Annotated in this window: 16 protein-coding genes; 6 read left to right on the top strand and 10 right to left on the bottom strand. The window is 60.7% G+C overall.

The features are described from left to right. Positions 1-21: 21 nt before the first annotated feature. The 4 genes from NHU87_RS18630 to NHU87_RS18615 all read right to left on the bottom strand — a co-directional run bounded on the left by NHU87_RS18630 (position 22) and on the right by NHU87_RS18615 (position 3,562). Entirely contained in the window at positions 22-1,239 is a 1,218-nt protein-coding gene (locus NHU87_RS18630; RefSeq protein ID WP_253551467.1) for a class I SAM-dependent methyltransferase, read from the bottom strand. Positions 1,240-1,499: 260 nt separating this feature from the next. After that, on the bottom strand, positions 1,500-2,117 hold the full coding sequence (locus NHU87_RS18625; protein WP_253551466.1) for a TPM domain-containing protein: 618 nt from the start codon (positions 2,115-2,117) through the stop codon (positions 1,500-1,502). A gap of 46 nt (positions 2,118-2,163) precedes the next feature. Beyond that, a complete protein-coding gene (locus NHU87_RS18620) occupies positions 2,164-2,907 on the bottom strand; it encodes a TPM domain-containing protein (RefSeq protein ID WP_253551465.1) in 744 nt (247 codons plus the stop codon). A 43-nt stretch (positions 2,908-2,950) separates the two neighbouring features. Continuing rightward, positions 2,951-3,562 carry a LemA family protein gene (locus tag NHU87_RS18615; RefSeq protein WP_253551464.1) on the bottom strand — a complete coding sequence of 204 codons (612 nt, stop codon included), beginning with the start codon at positions 3,560-3,562 and terminating at the stop codon, positions 2,951-2,953. Positions 3,563-3,800: 238 nt separating this feature from the next. Between NHU87_RS18615 and bglX the strand changes: the two genes are divergently transcribed. Continuing rightward, positions 3,801-6,092 carry a beta-glucosidase BglX gene (bglX, locus tag NHU87_RS18610; protein WP_253551463.1) on the top strand — a complete coding sequence of 764 codons (2,292 nt, stop codon included), beginning with the start codon at positions 3,801-3,803 and terminating at the stop codon, positions 6,090-6,092. A 124-nt stretch (positions 6,093-6,216) separates the two neighbouring features. Here the strand turns inward: bglX and NHU87_RS18605 are convergent, their stop codons facing one another. The 5 genes from NHU87_RS18605 to NHU87_RS18585 all read right to left on the bottom strand — a co-directional run bounded on the left by NHU87_RS18605 (position 6,217) and on the right by NHU87_RS18585 (position 10,658). Continuing rightward, complete coding sequence (locus NHU87_RS18605) at positions 6,217-7,374, bottom strand: phospholipase D-like domain-containing protein (RefSeq protein WP_253551462.1); 1,158 nt, start codon at positions 7,372-7,374, stop codon at positions 6,217-6,219. A gap of 1 nt (position 7,375) precedes the next feature. Further along, positions 7,376-7,966, bottom strand: a complete 591-nt coding sequence (locus NHU87_RS18600) for a YceI family protein (RefSeq protein ID WP_253551461.1) — start codon at positions 7,964-7,966, stop codon at positions 7,376-7,378. Between the two features lie 208 nt (positions 7,967-8,174). Continuing rightward, positions 8,175-8,504 carry an amidase gene (locus NHU87_RS18595; protein ID WP_253551460.1) on the bottom strand — a complete coding sequence of 110 codons (330 nt, stop codon included), beginning with the start codon at positions 8,502-8,504 and terminating at the stop codon, positions 8,175-8,177. Further along, positions 8,501-9,595, bottom strand: coding sequence for a serine hydrolase domain-containing protein (locus NHU87_RS18590; protein ID WP_253551459.1), 1,095 nt, complete (start codon positions 9,593-9,595; stop codon positions 8,501-8,503). The genes NHU87_RS18595 and NHU87_RS18590 overlap by 4 nt, the downstream gene beginning before the upstream one ends. Before the next feature lie 184 nt (positions 9,596-9,779). Further along, positions 9,780-10,658 (bottom strand): acyl-CoA dehydrogenase family protein, encoded by an 879-nt coding sequence (locus NHU87_RS18585; protein ID WP_253551458.1) that lies wholly within the window; start codon positions 10,656-10,658, stop codon positions 9,780-9,782. A 154-nt stretch (positions 10,659-10,812) separates the two neighbouring features. Between NHU87_RS18585 and olsB the strand changes: the two genes are divergently transcribed. Both olsB and NHU87_RS18575 read left to right on the top strand, forming a co-directional pair. Then, the gene (olsB, locus tag NHU87_RS18580; protein WP_007903792.1) at positions 10,813-11,568 is read left to right on the top strand and encodes an L-ornithine N(alpha)-acyltransferase; all 756 of its coding nucleotides are present in this window, start codon (positions 10,813-10,815) and stop codon (positions 11,566-11,568) included. After that, complete coding sequence (locus NHU87_RS18575) at positions 11,568-12,362, top strand: lysophospholipid acyltransferase family protein (RefSeq protein ID WP_253551457.1); 795 nt, start codon at positions 11,568-11,570, stop codon at positions 12,360-12,362. The genes olsB and NHU87_RS18575 overlap by 1 nt, the downstream gene beginning before the upstream one ends. Before the next feature lie 147 nt (positions 12,363-12,509). On the opposite strand, the gene NHU87_RS18570 is transcribed toward NHU87_RS18575, so the two are convergent. Next, positions 12,510-13,079: an ACP phosphodiesterase gene (locus NHU87_RS18570; protein ID WP_253551456.1), complete on the bottom strand. Its 570-nt coding sequence runs from the start codon at positions 13,077-13,079 to the stop codon at positions 12,510-12,512. A gap of 154 nt (positions 13,080-13,233) precedes the next feature. Here NHU87_RS18570 and NHU87_RS18565 point away from each other — a divergent pair, with 154 nt between their 5' ends. Genes NHU87_RS18565 through NHU87_RS18555 form a run of 3 tightly spaced genes read left to right on the top strand, consistent with a single transcriptional unit; the run spans position 13,234 to position 15,794 of the window. Further along, positions 13,234-13,554, top strand: a complete 321-nt coding sequence (locus NHU87_RS18565; protein ID WP_007903797.1) for an ArsR/SmtB family transcription factor — start codon at positions 13,234-13,236, stop codon at positions 13,552-13,554. Positions 13,555-13,556: 2 nt separating this feature from the next. Next, a complete protein-coding gene (locus NHU87_RS18560; protein WP_253551455.1) occupies positions 13,557-14,723 on the top strand; it encodes an MFS transporter in 1,167 nt (388 codons plus the stop codon). 21 nt (positions 14,724-14,744) lie between these two features. Then, complete coding sequence (locus NHU87_RS18555; protein WP_038979272.1) at positions 14,745-15,794, top strand: alkene reductase; 1,050 nt, start codon at positions 14,745-14,747, stop codon at positions 15,792-15,794. Positions 15,795-15,967 lie beyond the last annotated feature (173 nt).

Here is a 15,967-nt window from a genome sequence, read left to right as displayed (position 1 = left end):
GCTTTGTGCCTGGCTCGGCAATCAGGCCAAATAGCCATCAGCCCGCAGCAATGTTTCCAGGCAATGTTCGCTGATGTGGTAGAAATCCTTCAGCTCCTGAATCTTCACCAACAGCTGAGCCGGATCCACCGGTTCGGCGCGCTTCACCGCCAGGATCATCTTGTTCTTGTTGGTGTGGTCCAGTGAGATGAACTCAAAGACTTTGGTCTCATAACCACAGGCTTCCAGGAACAACGCACGCAAACTGTCGGTGACCATTTCCGCCTGTTGGCCCAGGTGCAGGCCGTATTGCAACATCGGCTTGAGCAGCGCCGGGCTCTGGATCTGCAGGCGGATCTGTTTGTGGCAGCACGGCGAGCACATGATGATCGAGGCGCCGGAACGAATGCCCGTGTGAATCGCGTAGTCGGTGGCGATGTCGCAGGCATGCAACGCGATCATCACATCCAGCTCGCTCGGCGCGACGCTGCGCACGTCACCACATTTGAACACCAGCCCCGGATGCTCCAGCTTCGCAGCCGCGCTGTTGCACAGGTTGACCATGTCTTCGCGCAGCTCGACGCCAGTCACCTCGCCCTCAGCCTTCAAGGTATTGCGCAGGTAGTCGTGGATAGCGAACGTCAGGTAACCCTTGCCCGAGCCGAAATCCGCCACCCGCACGGGTTTGTCCAGCGCCAGCGGCGATGAGGTCAGCGCATGGCTGAAGACCTCGATGAACTTGTTGATCTGCTTCCACTTGCGCGACATCGCCGGGATCAGCTCATGCTGCGCGTTGGTCACGCCGAGGTCTTTGAGGAACGGCCGGCTCAGGTCGAGGAAACGGTTCTTCTCGCGGTTGTGCTCGGCGGACGGTACTTCACGCAATTGCTGAGGTTTGCTCTTGAACAGCGAACATTTGCCTTTTTTGCTGTATTCGAGCTGGGCTTCGTCGGTCAATGACAGTAAATGCGCATTTTTGAACGATGCAGGCAACAGCGCGGCGATGGTCGCCACACCTTCGGTAATCGGCAGGTTCTTGGTGATGTCGCGGGTTTTATAGCGATAGACGAAGGACAGGCATGGCTGATCCTTGACCGTCAGTTGCTTGATGATCAGCCGCTGCAAATCCGCTTCGCCACCGACGTACTTGGCCAGCACCAGTTTGATGAAGGTGTTCTGGTCGAGGCTGGTTTGCAGCAGGTCGATGAACTGGGTGTGGTGATCCGGCGCGAGGCTGGCGGGAGTGGCGGTGACAGACATGGGAAAAAACAGCCTCGGGCGGTGCGGACGGGAATGGTGGGTATTTTAGGGGGGATGGCCGTTCGGGACACGCAGTTATTTGCCGAACGGTGCAATCTGTAGCAGCTGGCGAAGCCTGCGTTCGGCTGCGCAGCAGTCGCAAAACCAGAATGCACGGTGTATCAAATAGACCGTGCCAAGCGAATTTGCGACTGCTTCGCAGCCGAACGCAGGCTGCGCCAGCTGCTACAAAGAACGAGTCGTTGCCGGGAATCTGGTTTTTAGCCCAACACCACCAACCGATTCGGCAATTCATTCCTCACATGAGTCACCGGCACATGCACCTTGAGCAACTCGCCGCATGCCTCGATGCACGTCACAAACCCCTGCAGCGTCTGCCCCTGTTTCACCTGGTGCGTAAACGCCGCCACAATCTCGTCCCAGTTTTTGTTGTCCAGCCGTTTGGAAATGCCTTCATCCACCAGAATCTCCACATAGCGCTCGGCCTCAGAGACGAAAATCAGCATGCCGGTGCTGCCCACGGTGTGGTGCAGGTTTTGCTCCAGGAACTGCCGACGCGCCAGGTTTGATGCACGCCAGTGACGAACCGTACGCGGGATCAGACGCGTGGTGACTTTGGGGATCCGGAACACCAGGCACAGCACGATGAAGCTGAGCCATTGCACCAACAGCAGGCTGTGCATGGTCATCCAGCCCGTCAGGTAATGCACGATACCCGGCACCACCAGCGCCAGCAGACTGGCCCAGAGCAGCGGGATATACGCGTAATCGTCCGCGCGGGCCGCCAGCACCGTCACCAGTTCGGCGTCGGTGTCGCGCTCGACCCGGGCAATTGCCTCGGCGACTTTGCGTTGTTCGTGTTCAGTCAGTAATGCCATGGTTATGAATGCCTGCTCGCTATTGTTGTTTTTACCTGCAGTGTTATCACCAGCCGCCCGACGAACCGCCGCCCCCGAAACTGCCCCCGCCGCCACTGAAGCCCCCGCCGCCGCCAAAACCTCCACCGCCGAAACCGCCTCCCGAGCCGCCACGGCCCCCGCCGCTTGGCAGAATACCGAACATCTGCCCGACGAAGATCGTCAGGATGAACAGCATCAGCAGCAGCACGAACAACCCCGGATGCCGCCCAACGAAATCACTCTCCTGATCACCACCCGATTCATACACCGTCGACGGCTCGTCCAGCGGATTGCCACCCAGCACCACCAGCATCGCCGCGACGCCATCGCTGATGCCTTTACTGAAGTTGCCGGCCTTGAACGCGGGTGTGATCACCTGATGGATGATCACCGAACTCTGCGCATCGGTCAGGCGATCTTCCAGGCCATAACCGACTTCGATCCGCAGCTTGCGCTCGTCACGCGCGACGATCAGCAACGCGCCGTTGTTCTTGTCCTTCTGGCCGATGCCCCAGTAGCGTCCCAGCTGATAACCGAAATCGGCGATGTCGGTGCCCTGCAAGTCCGGCAACGTGACCACCACCAACTGCTCGCCGGTGGTTTTTTCATGGGCGTTGAGCTGTTGCGTCAGCTGCTCGCGCACCGCCGGCTCGATCATCTGGGCGTTATCCACCACCCGCCCGGTCAATTCCGGGAACTTCAACTCAGCCTGGGCCGCCTGGGCAAACACCCAGAACATCAGCATCAGGCCCACTTTCAACACGCGCATTGGCAACCTCATCCTGGGTGACGCTTCAAGCCAATTCCGGCGCTTACTGGAACTTCACTTCAGGCGCTTTCTCGGCACCGGGGCTGGTCGCCTCGAAGGTTTCGCGGATTGGCAGATCGCTATACATCACGGTGTGCCACAAGCGACCGGGAAAGGTGCGGATCTCGGTATTGTATTTCTGCACCGCCAGGACGAAGTCGCGACGCGCCACGGCGATGCGGTTCTCGGTGCCTTCAAGTTGCGATTGCAGCGCCAGGAAGTTCTGATTGGCCTTGAGGTCCGGGTAACGCTCGGACACCACCATCAACCGACTCAGCGCGCCGGTCAGTTGATTCTGCGCCTGCTCGTACTGTTTGAGTTTTTCCGGATCGTCCAGCGTGCCGGCATCCACCTGAATAGACGTGGCCTTGGCGCGGGCTTCAATCACCGCGGTCAGGGTTTCTTGCTCATGCCGGGCATAACCCTTGACGGTTTCCACCAGGTTGGGAATCAGGTCGGCGCGACGCTGGTACTGGTTCTGCACCTGGCCCCAGGCGCCTTTGGCTTGTTCGTCGAGGGTCGGGATATTGTTGATGCCGCAGCCGACCAGCAGTGTTGTCAGCAACATCAAGGCTGCAACCTGCAGGTTCGACCGATAATGGTGTCGTACATTCATCTGGTTGATGCTCCCTTGCACAGTCCGTTGATGAAACAACCTGCGAACTTTGAACCCGGCTCTTGGGGCATAATCTGCGCCGCTACTGGATTGCAACGAGCCAATGGGCTAAAAGATGGCCCAGCGCTGACACACTGCGCAAGTGTGTCTGCATTTACCTGAACAACAATAGTCGCTCCCAAAATTTTGGCTGACCGGCGTGTATTCACTGCCGTTTAGGCTTTTGAGAAAACAATTCATGAAGAAGCTGTGTTTGCTGGGCCTGTTCGTCAGCCTGGCCAGTCATACCGCATTGGCCGCCACGACGCCCGCACCGATAGAGAACAAGGACGCCTTCATCAGCCAGCTGATGAAGCAAATGACCCTCGATGAAAAGATCGGCCAGTTGCGCCTAATCAGCATCGGCCCGGAAATGCCGCGGGAGATGATCCGCAAGGAGATCGCGGCCGGCAATATCGGCGGCACCTTCAACTCGATCACCCGCGCCGAAAATCGTCCGATGCAGGACGCGGCCATGCGCAGCCGGCTGAAGATCCCGATGTTCTTCGCCTATGACGTGATCCACGGCCACCGCACCATTTTCCCGATTCCGTTAGCCCTGGCCTCGAGCTGGGACATGGACGCCATTGGTCGCTCCGGGCGCATCGCCGCCCAGGAAGCGGCGGCTGACAGCCTCGACATCACCTTCGCGCCGATGGTCGATATCTCCCGCGACCCACGCTGGGGCCGCACGTCCGAAGGCTTCGGCGAAGACACCTACCTGGTCTCGCGGATCGCCGGCGTAATGGTCAGGGCGTTCCAGGGTACTGGGGCGAACGCGGCCGACAGCATCATGGCCAGCGTCAAGCATTTTGCCTTGTACGGCGCGGTCGAGGGCGGTCGCGACTACAACGTCGTCGACATGAGCCCGGTCAAGATGTACCAGGACTACCTGCCACCGTACCGCGCGGCGATTGACGCCGGTGCCGGCGGGGTGATGGTTGCGCTGAACTCGATCAACGGCGTGCCGGCCACCGCCAACACCTGGCTGATGAACGACCTGCTGCGCAAGGAATGGGGCTTCAAGGGCCTGGCGGTCAGCGATCACGGGGCGATTTTCGAGCTGATCAAGCACGGCGTCGCCGCTGACGGTCGCGAAGCCGCGAAGCTGGCGATCAAGGCCGGCATCGACATGAGCATGAACGACACCCTCTATGGCAAGGAATTGCCAGGGCTGTTGAAGGCCGGTGAAATCGACCAGAAAGACATCGACAACGCCGTGCGCGAGGTGCTCGCCGCCAAGTACGACATGGGCCTGTTCAAGGACCCGTACCTGCGCATCGGCAAGGCCGAGGATGACCCGGCCGACACCTACGCCGAAAGCCGTCTGCACCGCGCCGAGGCCCGTGATGTCGCTCGCCGCAGCCTGGTGTTGCTGAAGAACCAGGGCGAAACCCTGCCGCTGAAGAAAACCGCGAAAATCGCGCTGGTCGGTCCATTGGCCAAGGCGCCGATCGACATGATGGGCAGTTGGGCCGCTGCTGGCCGTCCCGAGCAATCGGTAACTTTGTTCGACGGCATGACCCATGCGCTTGGCGCGCAGTCGACGCTGATCTACGCCCGTGGCGCGAACATCACCAGCGACAAGAAAATCCTCGATTACCTGAACTTCCTCAACTTCGACGCACCGGAAGTGGTGGATGATCCGCGTTCGGCCAATGTGTTGATCGATGAAGCGGTCAAGGCCGCCAGGCAAGCGGATGTGGTGGTGGCAGCGGTGGGCGAATCCCGTGGCATGTCCCACGAATCGTCTAGCCGCACCGACCTGAATATCCCGGCCAGCCAGCGCGAGCTGATCAAGGCGTTGAAAGCCACCGGCAAACCGCTGGTGCTGGTGTTGATGAACGGCCGTCCGCTGTCGATTCTCGAAGAGAACGAGCAGGCTGACGCGATTCTGGAAACCTGGTTCAGCGGCACCGAAGGCGGCAACGCCATCGCTGACGTGCTGTTCGGCGACTACAACCCGTCGGGTAAACTGCCGATCAGCGTCCCGCGCTCGGTGGGTCAGATTCCGACCTACTACAACCACCTGAGCATTGGCCGGCCGTTCACTCCGGGCAAACCGGGGAACTACACCTCGCAATATTTCGAAGACACCACCGGGCCACTGTTCCCGTTCGGCTTCGGCCTGAGCTACACCCAGTTCAGCCTGACCGACATGGCCCTGTCTTCGACCACGCTGAACAAGACTGGCAAGCTCGACGCCAGCGTCGTGGTGAAGAACACTGGCAAGCGTGACGGCGAAACCGTGGTGCAGTTGTACATCCAGGACGTGACCGGTTCGATGATCCGCCCGGTCAAGGAACTGAAGAACTTCCAGAAAGTAATGGTCAAGGCCGGCGAACAGAAAGTCGTGCGCTTCACCATCACCGAGGATGACCTGAAGTTCTACAACGCCCAACTCAAATACGCCGCGGAACCGGGCAAGTTCAACGTGCAGATCGGCCTGGACTCCCAGGACGTGACGCAGCAGAGCTTTGAGTTGCTGTAATCCCGCGCACGGACTGATCGTTCCCACGCTCTGCGTGGGAATGCCTCAAGGGACGCTCCGCGTCCAGTGACGCGGAGCGTCACGGGCTGCATTCCCACGCAGAGCGTGGGAACGATCTGAACGACTACCCCCGTCGATCCAGCAAATTCACCACCAGCCGATCCACCCATCCCCATACCCTTTGCTTGACCCGCCGCCACAACGGTCGGCGTTTCCATGCCTCGAGGCTGACTTCCTGGCTCAGGGCAAAGTCATTCTCGAAACTCGCCGCCACCGCGAAGGTCAATCCGGGGTCCAGGGCTTCGAGGTTGGCTTCCAGATTGAAGCGCAGATTCCAGTGATCGAAGTTGCACGAGCCGATGCTCACCCAGTCATCGATCAACACCATTTTCAGGTGCAGGAAACACGGCTGGTATTCGAAAATCTTCACCCCGGACCTGAGCAGTCGCGGGTAGTAGCGATGCCCGGCGTAGCGCACCGACGGGTGATCGGTGCGTGGCCCAGTCAGCAGCAGACGCACATCGACACCACGAGCCGCCGCCCGACGCAGTGAGCGGCGGACTTTCCAGGTCGGCAGGAAATACGGCGTGGCCAGCCAGATTCGGCGCTGGCCGCTGTTCAGCGCGCGAACCAGCGATTGCAGAATATCGCGGTGTTGGCGGGCGTCGGCATAGGCGACCCGGCCCATACCCTCGCCCATGGCCGGCACTCGCGGCAAGCGCGGTAAACCGAAGTGCGCAGTGGGTTTCCAGGCGCGCCGATGGCGGTTGGCGATCCATTGGCGGTCGAACAGCAACTGCCAGTCGATGACCAAGGGGCCGGTGATTTCCACCATCACTTCGTGCCATTCGCAGGTGTCTTCGCCCGGTGCCCAGAACTCATCGGTGACCCCGGTGCCGCCGACTACCGCCAGGCATTGATCCACCAGCAGCAGCTTGCGGTGATCGCGATAAAAGTTGCCCACCCAACGGCGCCAGCTCAGGCGATTGTAGAAACGCAACTCGACACCGGCGGCGATCAGGCGCTGACGCAAGGTCAGGGTAAAAGCCAGACTGCCGTAGTCATCGAACAGGCAGCGTACCCGCACGCCGCGCTCGGCCGCCTGGACCAGCGCCTGAACCATGGCCTCGGCGCAGGCACCCGCCTCCACCAGATACAGTTCCAGTTCGACTTGCTCTTCGGCGCGGGCAATCGCCACCAGCATTCGCGGAAAAAACTGCGGGCCGTCGATCAGCAGTTCAAAGCGGTTGCCATCGCGCCACGGGAAAATCGCGCCGCGCATCTCAGCGCGCCGTGAAAATCAGCACCGCACCCACCGGCACCGACAGACTGATGGCCGACAAACCGGCAACCTTGCGCAAGCTTTCCAGGCCCGGGGCCAAGTCGAAATCTTCAGCGCTGATCACCAACGGCTCGAGGGTCACCACTTGGAAGCGCCGGTCATCGAGACGGGTCGCCAGCAGTTCGGCGTTGTATTGGTGTTGCTTGCCATGCAGGTTGACGGTCAGCGGCAAGCGCAACTCCAGTTGCGCACCTGGCGCCAGGTCGTTGATCGGCCGCAGATCGATTTGCGTGGTGATCAGCGCTTCGGGGAACGTCTGGATCTCGAACAGCTCCTTGCGCATGCGTTCGTCACGCAGCGGAATGCCGCTGTTGACCGACTCCAGTTCAACCTCCACCTGCGCCAGGCCCTTGGGATCGACCTTGCCGTGCAGCACCAGAAAGCGCTGCACTTCGGAGATGTTGGCGTTTTTAGTGCTGATGAACGACAGCCGCGAGGACTCGCCGTCCAGATACCAATTGGCCTGGGCCGATAGGGTGACACCGGCCAGCAGCAGGAAGGCGAGGGTATTAGAGAAGGAGCGCTTGAACATAGAAACTCGGGGGCAGATAAACCTGAGCGAACCTTAACTGTCCGCGAGTCAGTTGCAAACCTGTAGCAGCTGCCGAAGGCTGCGTTCGGCGGCGAAGCCGTCGTAAAACCATGCCTGCGGTGTTTCATATAGATCGAGGTGACGGGATAGGCGACGGCTTCGCCGCCGAACGCAGCCTTCGGCAGCTGCTACAGGGGATAGGTGTAGTTCAGGGTTGCAGGCGACATCCCTGCCGTTCACCAACCCAAGCAGCGCTATTGCTGCGCCCCATCCCACCAACCGTCACACGCTTGTTCGCCGCATCATCGACGAACCCACTGGTGGGCAAATACTGCTTCACATAACCCTGGCAATACTCGGCCGGATTATTCATCACATAGCGGCACGAGCAGTATTCCTTGGCGGTGTAGGCGCTGATGATGTCGGGAAAAGCCCACAGTGCCACACGCTCCTGCCAGACCCAGCCAAGCAAGGCGATCAGCAGCACCAGTAATAGAGTGCTGAACGGCCGACGGCGAATAAAACTGCGGCGGCTCATGGCTGCACCTGCATGGCAAACGTCTTGAGCGCGAGTTTGAGCAGTTCGTTATGCCGATAACTCCCATCGCGGTCATCGCCGTAGCGCACGATCACCAGCTTTTCGCTAGGAATCACGTACATCGCCTGCCCCCAATGGCCCAGAGCGGCGAAGGTATCGGCAGGCGCGGCGGGCCAGGGCTGGGTCGCGCCATCCATCGCGCGGTTGAGCCACCAATGCCCGCCGGGCACCGCTTCATCCTGATTGGCTTGATAGCCGGCGAAAGGCTCGCGACTGAAGTCGACCCAATCCTTGGGCAGCAATTGCCGTTCACGCCAACGACCGTCGCGCGCCATCAACAGACCGACCCGCGCCAAGTCCCGGGCAGTGAGGTAAGCGTAAGACGATGCGACAAATGTGCCCGTGGCATCTGCTTCCCACACCGCACTGCGAATCCCCAAGGGTTCGAACAGCGCAGTCCACGGATAATCCGGATAACGAGCCGGGCCGACGATGGTTTTCAGCGCGGCGGACAGCAGATTGCTGTCGCCACTGGAGTAGCGGAATGCCTGACCGGATTTGGCGTATTCGTCGTGGTCGACAGTGAACGCAGCCATGTCGCGGTGACCACGGGTGTAAAGCATGGCCACCACCGAAGACTTCAATGGGGCGTATTCGTAATCTTCCTGCCAGTCCAGGCCCGAGGCCCAGTGCAGCAGGTCGGCCATGGTCATGGTTGGGTGTTTTTCCAGCGGTGGATAGAACTTCACCGCCGGGTCCTGCAGTTTGAACAGCCCTTCGCCATAGGCCACACCGAGCACCGCACCCATCAGGCTTTTGCTGATCGACCAGGTCAGGTGCGGCGTTTGAGCAGTGGTCGGGCCGGCGTAGCGTTCGTAGATCAGCTGACCGTCGCGGATGACCAGCAAGGCATCGGTGCGGATGCCTTGGTAAGTGGCCTCGTCGCGGGGTGGGAAGGCGTAATTCTCCAGGGCCTGAAGTGCCGGCCCGGTGATTTTCGGGCCGGGCGACCATTGCTCGGCCGGCCAGTTTTCGGCCTCGGCCGTGAGGCTGAGCAGCAGCATGAAAAACAGGGACAAGCCTTTGAACATGAGGGGCGCTCGGAGGGATGAACCTGCAGAGCCTAGTCGAGGTTGATGACAGTTTTGAAGTTTGCGTCGCCTGTGAGATCGCTATCGCGAGCAGGCTCGCTCCCACAGGGGGGCTGTGTTGAGCACAGATCTGCGGCACGACACAAAACTAATGTGGGAGCGAACCTGCTCGCGATGAGGCCCGTCAATACACCGCCAACGCCTTCGCCAACCGCTTCCCCCGCGCCCCAGCCGCCAAATCCATCACTGTCTGATCGCGCTGCCACATCTGCGCCCATTGTGGCGGGCCATCGGCCAGGGCCTGATTCACTTCAGCCTTGAGCCCGTCGAACTGCGCAAACAACCCGCCCAGCAACACGTGCCCCGCCGGATTGTTCGGTGCCTGGCGGCTGACTTCCGCGCACCCGGCCAGCAGCGCCAGTAAACGCAGTTGCAAGGTTTGCGGCCAGTCGCTGTCCTGGCCAACGCCAAACAGCCACGCAGTCATGGCGCTCAGCACATAGGTGTCTTCCAGGGTTCTGAACGGTTTGACATAAGCATCCCAGCCATCCCCTGCGAGCAATTCGCACAAGGCATTGTCGAGAAACAGCCGGCCGTGGCCTATGTCCGGCATCAGTGGCATCGGCGCGAGTTTTTCCAGACGCACACCCGGTTCGCCGGGGTAAACCACCGCAAGATTCAAGCGCGGTACTTCGCCGGGTTCTTCACTGCGAGCAGCGACCAATAGCCAGTCGGCGGCATCGCCGGCGGTGACGAAATCCTTGCGCCCGCTCAGCCGCAGATCGCGCAGCCGGGTCTGCATGTCCGCCACCCGCAAACTGCGCTGTTCAGTCGCACATAACGCGCCGAGGCTCAGCGGCGCGCTCGGCCAGAGCATGCGCAACGCTGCCTGATAGCCCACCAGAAACGCCAGCCCCGGTGTTGCCATCAGCCGTCCGCCGACCACCGCCAGTTCGAACGGCGTCACCGTGCCCAACTGTTGCAGCAAGGTTGCAAACCCTTCGCCCAGGTCCGGGTTGGCGGGCAGACGATCACGGCGGTTCAACAGAATTTGCCAGGGCATAAGAGGCTCCTTGTGGGCTGTCATATAAGCATCACCAAAGCTTCATGGCGATGACACCGGGGCTACATAGCCTGACTTTGCACAACACGGCTGCATAAAGAAAGTCGATCGGCTGCAACCCAAGACGGGTGGCCAGCCCGTACGGAGACTCACAATGACTCAGATCGCCCGCATCAGCGACACCGGCAATGAACGCCGCCTGCAAGCCGAACGCCTGGTGGGCGCCGAGGCATTGCAGGAAGCCCAGGCCTTGCGCTTCAACGTGTTCAGCGGCGAATTCAACGCCAAGCTGAAAGGCGCGGAGTTGGGTCTGGACATGGATGACTATGATGTTCACTGCGCCCACATCGGCGTGCGTGACTTGAACACCGGGCGCCTGGTGGCGACCACCCGTTTGCTCGACCACACAGCGGCCAGCAGCCTGGGCAAGTTCTACAGCGAAGAAGAATTCAGCCTGCATGGTCTGGTCCATTTGAAAGGCCCGATTCTGGAAATCGGTCGCACCTGCGTCGACCCGGCCTACCGCAACGGCGGCACTATCGCCGTGCTTTGGGGCGAACTGGCCGAGGTGCTGAACCAGGGCGGCTACAGCTATTTGATGGGGTGCGCGAGCATTCCGATGCAGGATGGCGGCATTCAGGCCCACGCGATCATGCAGCGCCTGCGCGAACGCTACCTGTGCACCGAACACCTGCGGGCTGAACCGAAGAAGCCATTGCCGACGCTGGATATTCCGTCCAACGTCATCGCCGAAATGCCGCCGCTGCTCAAGGCCTACATGCGCCTGGGCGCGAAAATCTGCGGCGAGCCATGCTGGGACGAAGACTTCCAGGTGGCCGACGTGTTCATCCTGCTCAAGCGCGACGAACTCTGCCCGCGTTACGCCAAGCACTTCAAGGCGGCTGTGTAATGAGCCGCTTGCGGGTGTACGCGCGAATTGCGCGAGTGCTGTTGGTGGTAACGCTGGGCTTGAGCATGGCCAGTGTGTTCGGGTTGTTCGAGCGACTGGGGATTGCCCATTCGATGGTCCGTCGCCAGCGCTGGTCGCGTTTTTTCATGGCGCGGCTGAGCAATGCCCTGCCCTTTCGCGTGACCGTGCATGGCGAGTTGCCGAAAGCACCGATGCTCTGGGTCAGCAATCACGTGTCCTGGACCGACATCCCGTTGCTGGGCATGCTCACGCCGCTGTCGTTCCTGTCCAAGGCCGAAGTGCGCACCTGGCCGGTGGCGGGCTGGTTGGCGGCCAAGGCCGGCAGCTTGTTCATTCGTCGCGGTTCAGGCGACAGTCAGTTGATCCGCAAACAAATGACCCGCCATCTGGAGCAAGAGCACCCGCTGCTGATGTTCCCCGAAGGCACCACCACCGATGGCCGCTCGCTGCGCACGTTTCACGGTCGTTTGCTGTCCGCGGCGATCGATTCCGAAGTGGCGTTGCAACCGGTAGCGATTCGTTATCTGCGCGATGGCGAGCTCGATACTCTGGCACCGTTCATTGGCGATGATGATTTGCTCTCGCACCTGATGCGCTTGTTCGCCAATGATCGGGGTGAAGTGGAAATTCATCTGCTCAAACCGATCGAGTGCCAGGACCGGGAGCGTGCGGCGCTGGCGTTTGAGGCGCAGCAGGCGGTGCAAAGGGCGTTGTTTGGTGAAGTCGCAAAACCTGCCGAGCCACAGCATGCCGGCGAGCTGATCGCTGCCTGACTTTGCTTTTGTAGGAGCGAGCGGTGCGGCGACCCGACTTGCTCGCGAAGAACGATAACGCGGTGTCTCAGGTACACCGCGGCGTTCCTTTCGCGGGCAAGCCTCGCTCCTACAGGTATCGTGCCATTTTTGGGAAACTGGTTTGTGTCAGCGGTTTTGGACGAAATCCTGAAGCTGCGGATAGAACAACCGAAAATCCTCGCTCAACGGTTCATACAACAACCGCAACTCCTGCATCGCCCCGGCCAACTCCTCCGGCCGGGTCAACCGCCGCGAAATCCCCCGCAGCACCTGCTCCAGCACTTCGAACTCCTGATAGGACCCCAACCAGTCGTTGGCGACCATGTGCGGTGCAATCTTCGCCAAGCGCTCCGGCAACTGGTGCTCGGCCAATAGCACCCGGTACACATCCGAGGTGAATTGCTCCAGCGGCCGATCGGCGTACAGCACCCAGTCCCGCGCCAGGCAGTGGTCGAAAAACACATCGAGCACGATCCCGGCGTAGCGCCTGCGCGTGAGGGAAAACCGCGACAAGGCGATGTCCACCAGCGGATGGCGATCGGTAAAGACGTCGATGCTGCGGTGCAACTGGATGCCCGCTTCGATCTCCGGTTCGAATTGCCCCTGCAGCCGCCCTTTGACGAAATCGCCATACAGACTGCCGAGCATTTGACCGGGGCGCTGGCCACCGAGGTGCAGATGTGCGAGATAGTTCATGCGCGCAGCTTAGCACTGCGCCATCCATATCGTTATAACCCGATATACCGATTCATGCGGTCATCAGACCAAAATCATATTGGTATATCGCGAAGTACCGATTTAAAGTTCGCCTCATCGCGATATAGCGTTTTACTCATCACGAGCCCAAACCATGACCATCGACCTCGACGAAATAATAAAAGCGCTGGCACACCCAGTACGCCGAGACATCCTCATCTGGCTGAAAGACCCCAAGGTCCAGTTCCCGGAACAGCTCCACAACCACGAGTACGGCATTTGCGCCGGACAGATCGATCAACGCTGCGGCCTGTCGCAGTCGACCGTGTCCGCCCATTTGGCGACCTTGCAACGTGCGGGACTGATCAGCAGCCAGAAGGCCGGTCAATGGCACTTCTTCAAACGCAACGAGGACGTGATTCAGGCGTTCCTCGACGCCATCGACAAGGAGCTCCGCGCTCCGACAAGGAACTGATAATGCCCCTCTCGCTACTCATTCTGGCCTTGAGCGCCTTCGCCATCGGCACCACCGAGTTCGTCATCATGGGCCTGTTGCCCGAGGTGGCGGCCGATCTCGGTGTGTCGATCCCCGGCGCCGGCTGGCTGGTGACCGGTTACGCCCTGGGCGTGGCCATCGGTGCGCCGTTCATGGCACTGGCCACTGCCAGACTGCCGCGCAAGGCCGCACTGGTAGCGTTGATGGGCATCTTCATCATCGGCAACCTGCTCTGCGCCCTGGCCAGTGACTACAACGTTTTGATGTTTGCCCGTGTGGTCACCGCGCTGTGTCACGGCGCCTTCTTCGGCATCGGTTCGGTGGTGGCGGCAGGTCTGGTGCCGGCCAACAAACGGGCATCGGCCGTGGCTCTGATGTTCACCGGCCTGACCTTGGCCAACGTCCTCGGGGTTCCGTTGGGCACCGCGCTCGGTCAGGAAGCCGGCTGGCGTTCGACCTTCTGGGCGGTGACCGTGATCGGTGTGATTGCGTTGATCGGCTTGATTCGCTTCCTGCCGGCCAAGCGCGATGAAGAGAAACTCGACATGCGCGCCGAACTGCGAGCCCTCAAGGGCGCCGGCATCTGGCTGTCCCTGAGCATGACGGCGCTGTTCGCCGCCTCGGTCTTCACCTTGTTCACCTATGTCGCCCCGCTGTTGGGCGAGGTCACCGGGATCTCGCCACGCGGCGTGACCTGGACCTTGATGCTCATCGGTCTGGGCCTGACGGTCGGCAACATCATCGGCGGCAAGCTGGCGGACAAAAGCCTCGCGGCGACGCTGATCGGTGTGTTCATCACCATGGCGGTCGTGTCCACCGTGCTGACCTGGACCAGCGTTGCATTGATCCCCACCGAGATCACCCTGTTCCTCTGGGCCACCGCGTGTTTTGCCGCCGTACCCGCCCTGCAAGTGAACGTTGTGACCTACGGCAAAGCGGCTCCGAACCTGGTGTCGACCCTGAACATCGGCGCTTTCAACGTTGGCAACGCACTCGGTGCCTGGGTTGGCGGCAGCGTCATCGCCCATGGTTTCGGTCTGACCAGCGTGCCGCTCGCGGCAGCGGCACTGGCGGTACTCGCGTTGCTGGTGACCCTGATTACTTTCCGTCAGAGCGGCGATGCCGAGCTGGCCCCCGCTACTCACTGATCGCTAAAAGAGAGCTATTTCATGACGACTATTTTCGATCCGATCAAACTGGGCGACCTCGAGTTGGCCAACCGCATCATCATGGCACCGCTGACCCGCTGCCGCGCCGACGAAGGCCGTGTGCCGAACGCGCTGATGGCCGAGTACTACGTGCAACGCGCCTCCGCTGGCCTGATCCTCAGCGAAGCGACGTCGGTAACGCCAATCGGCGTGGGCTACCCGGACACTCCCGGCATCTGGTCCAACGATCAGGTGCGCGGCTGGAGCAACGTGACTAAAGCAATCCACGGCGCGGGCGGCAAAATCTTCCTGCAGCTGTGGCATGTAGGGCGGATTTCTCACCCCTTGTACCTGAACGGCGAAGCACCGGTCGCGCCGAGTGCCATCCAGCCTAAGGGTCATGTCAGCCTGGTGCGTCCATTGGCCGACTTCCCCACCCCGCGCGCCCTGGAAACCGCGGAAATCGCCGACATCATCGACGCTTACCGCGTGGGTGCCGAGAACGCCAAGGCGGCCGGTTTTGACGGTGTGGAAATCCACGGCGCCAACGGTTACCTGCTCGACCAGTTCCTGCAAAGCAGCACCAACCAGCGCACCGACAACTATGGCGGCTCCCTGGAAAACCGTGCGCGCCTGTTGCTGGAAGTGACCGATGCCGCCATTGAAATCTGGGGCGCGGGTCGCGTCGGTGTGCACTTGTCCCCTCGTGCCGACCTGCATGACATGGGCGATGACAACCTGTCCGAGACCTTTACCTACGTCGCTCGCGAACTGGGCAAACGTGGTATTGCCTTCATCTGCTCGCGCGAGAAAGAAGCCGGCGACAGCCTTGGTCCACAACTCAAAGAAGCCTTCGGCGGCCCCTACATCGCCAACGAACGCTTCACCAAGGACAGCGCCAACGAGTGGCTGGCCAGCGGCAAGGCCGATGCGGTGGCGTTCGGTGTACCGTTCATTGCCAACCCGGATCTGCCGGCACGCTTGAAGGCCGATGCGCCGTTGAATGAAGCACGTCCGGAATTGTTCTATGCAAAAGGCCCGGTCGGTTATATCGATTACCCAGCGCTGTAAACGTCCGCCATTGAAATGCAAAAGCCCCAACTCGAAAGAGCCGGGGCTTTTGCGTTAATGCCAGTCAGTTAAGCAATTTCAGCCGCGACGCACTCTCTGTAGCAGCTGGCGAAGCCTGCGTTCGGCTGCGAAGCAGTCGTGAATCCGGCTGATGCGGTCTGCCTGACATACCG

This window comes from Pseudomonas mandelii (assembly GCF_024138395.1).
GTDB lineage: Bacteria > Pseudomonadota > Gammaproteobacteria > Pseudomonadales > Pseudomonadaceae > Aquipseudomonas > Aquipseudomonas mandelii_E.
The sequence above is the reverse complement of the archived record's forward strand: the minus strand, read 5'-3'. Positions and strand labels throughout refer to the sequence as shown.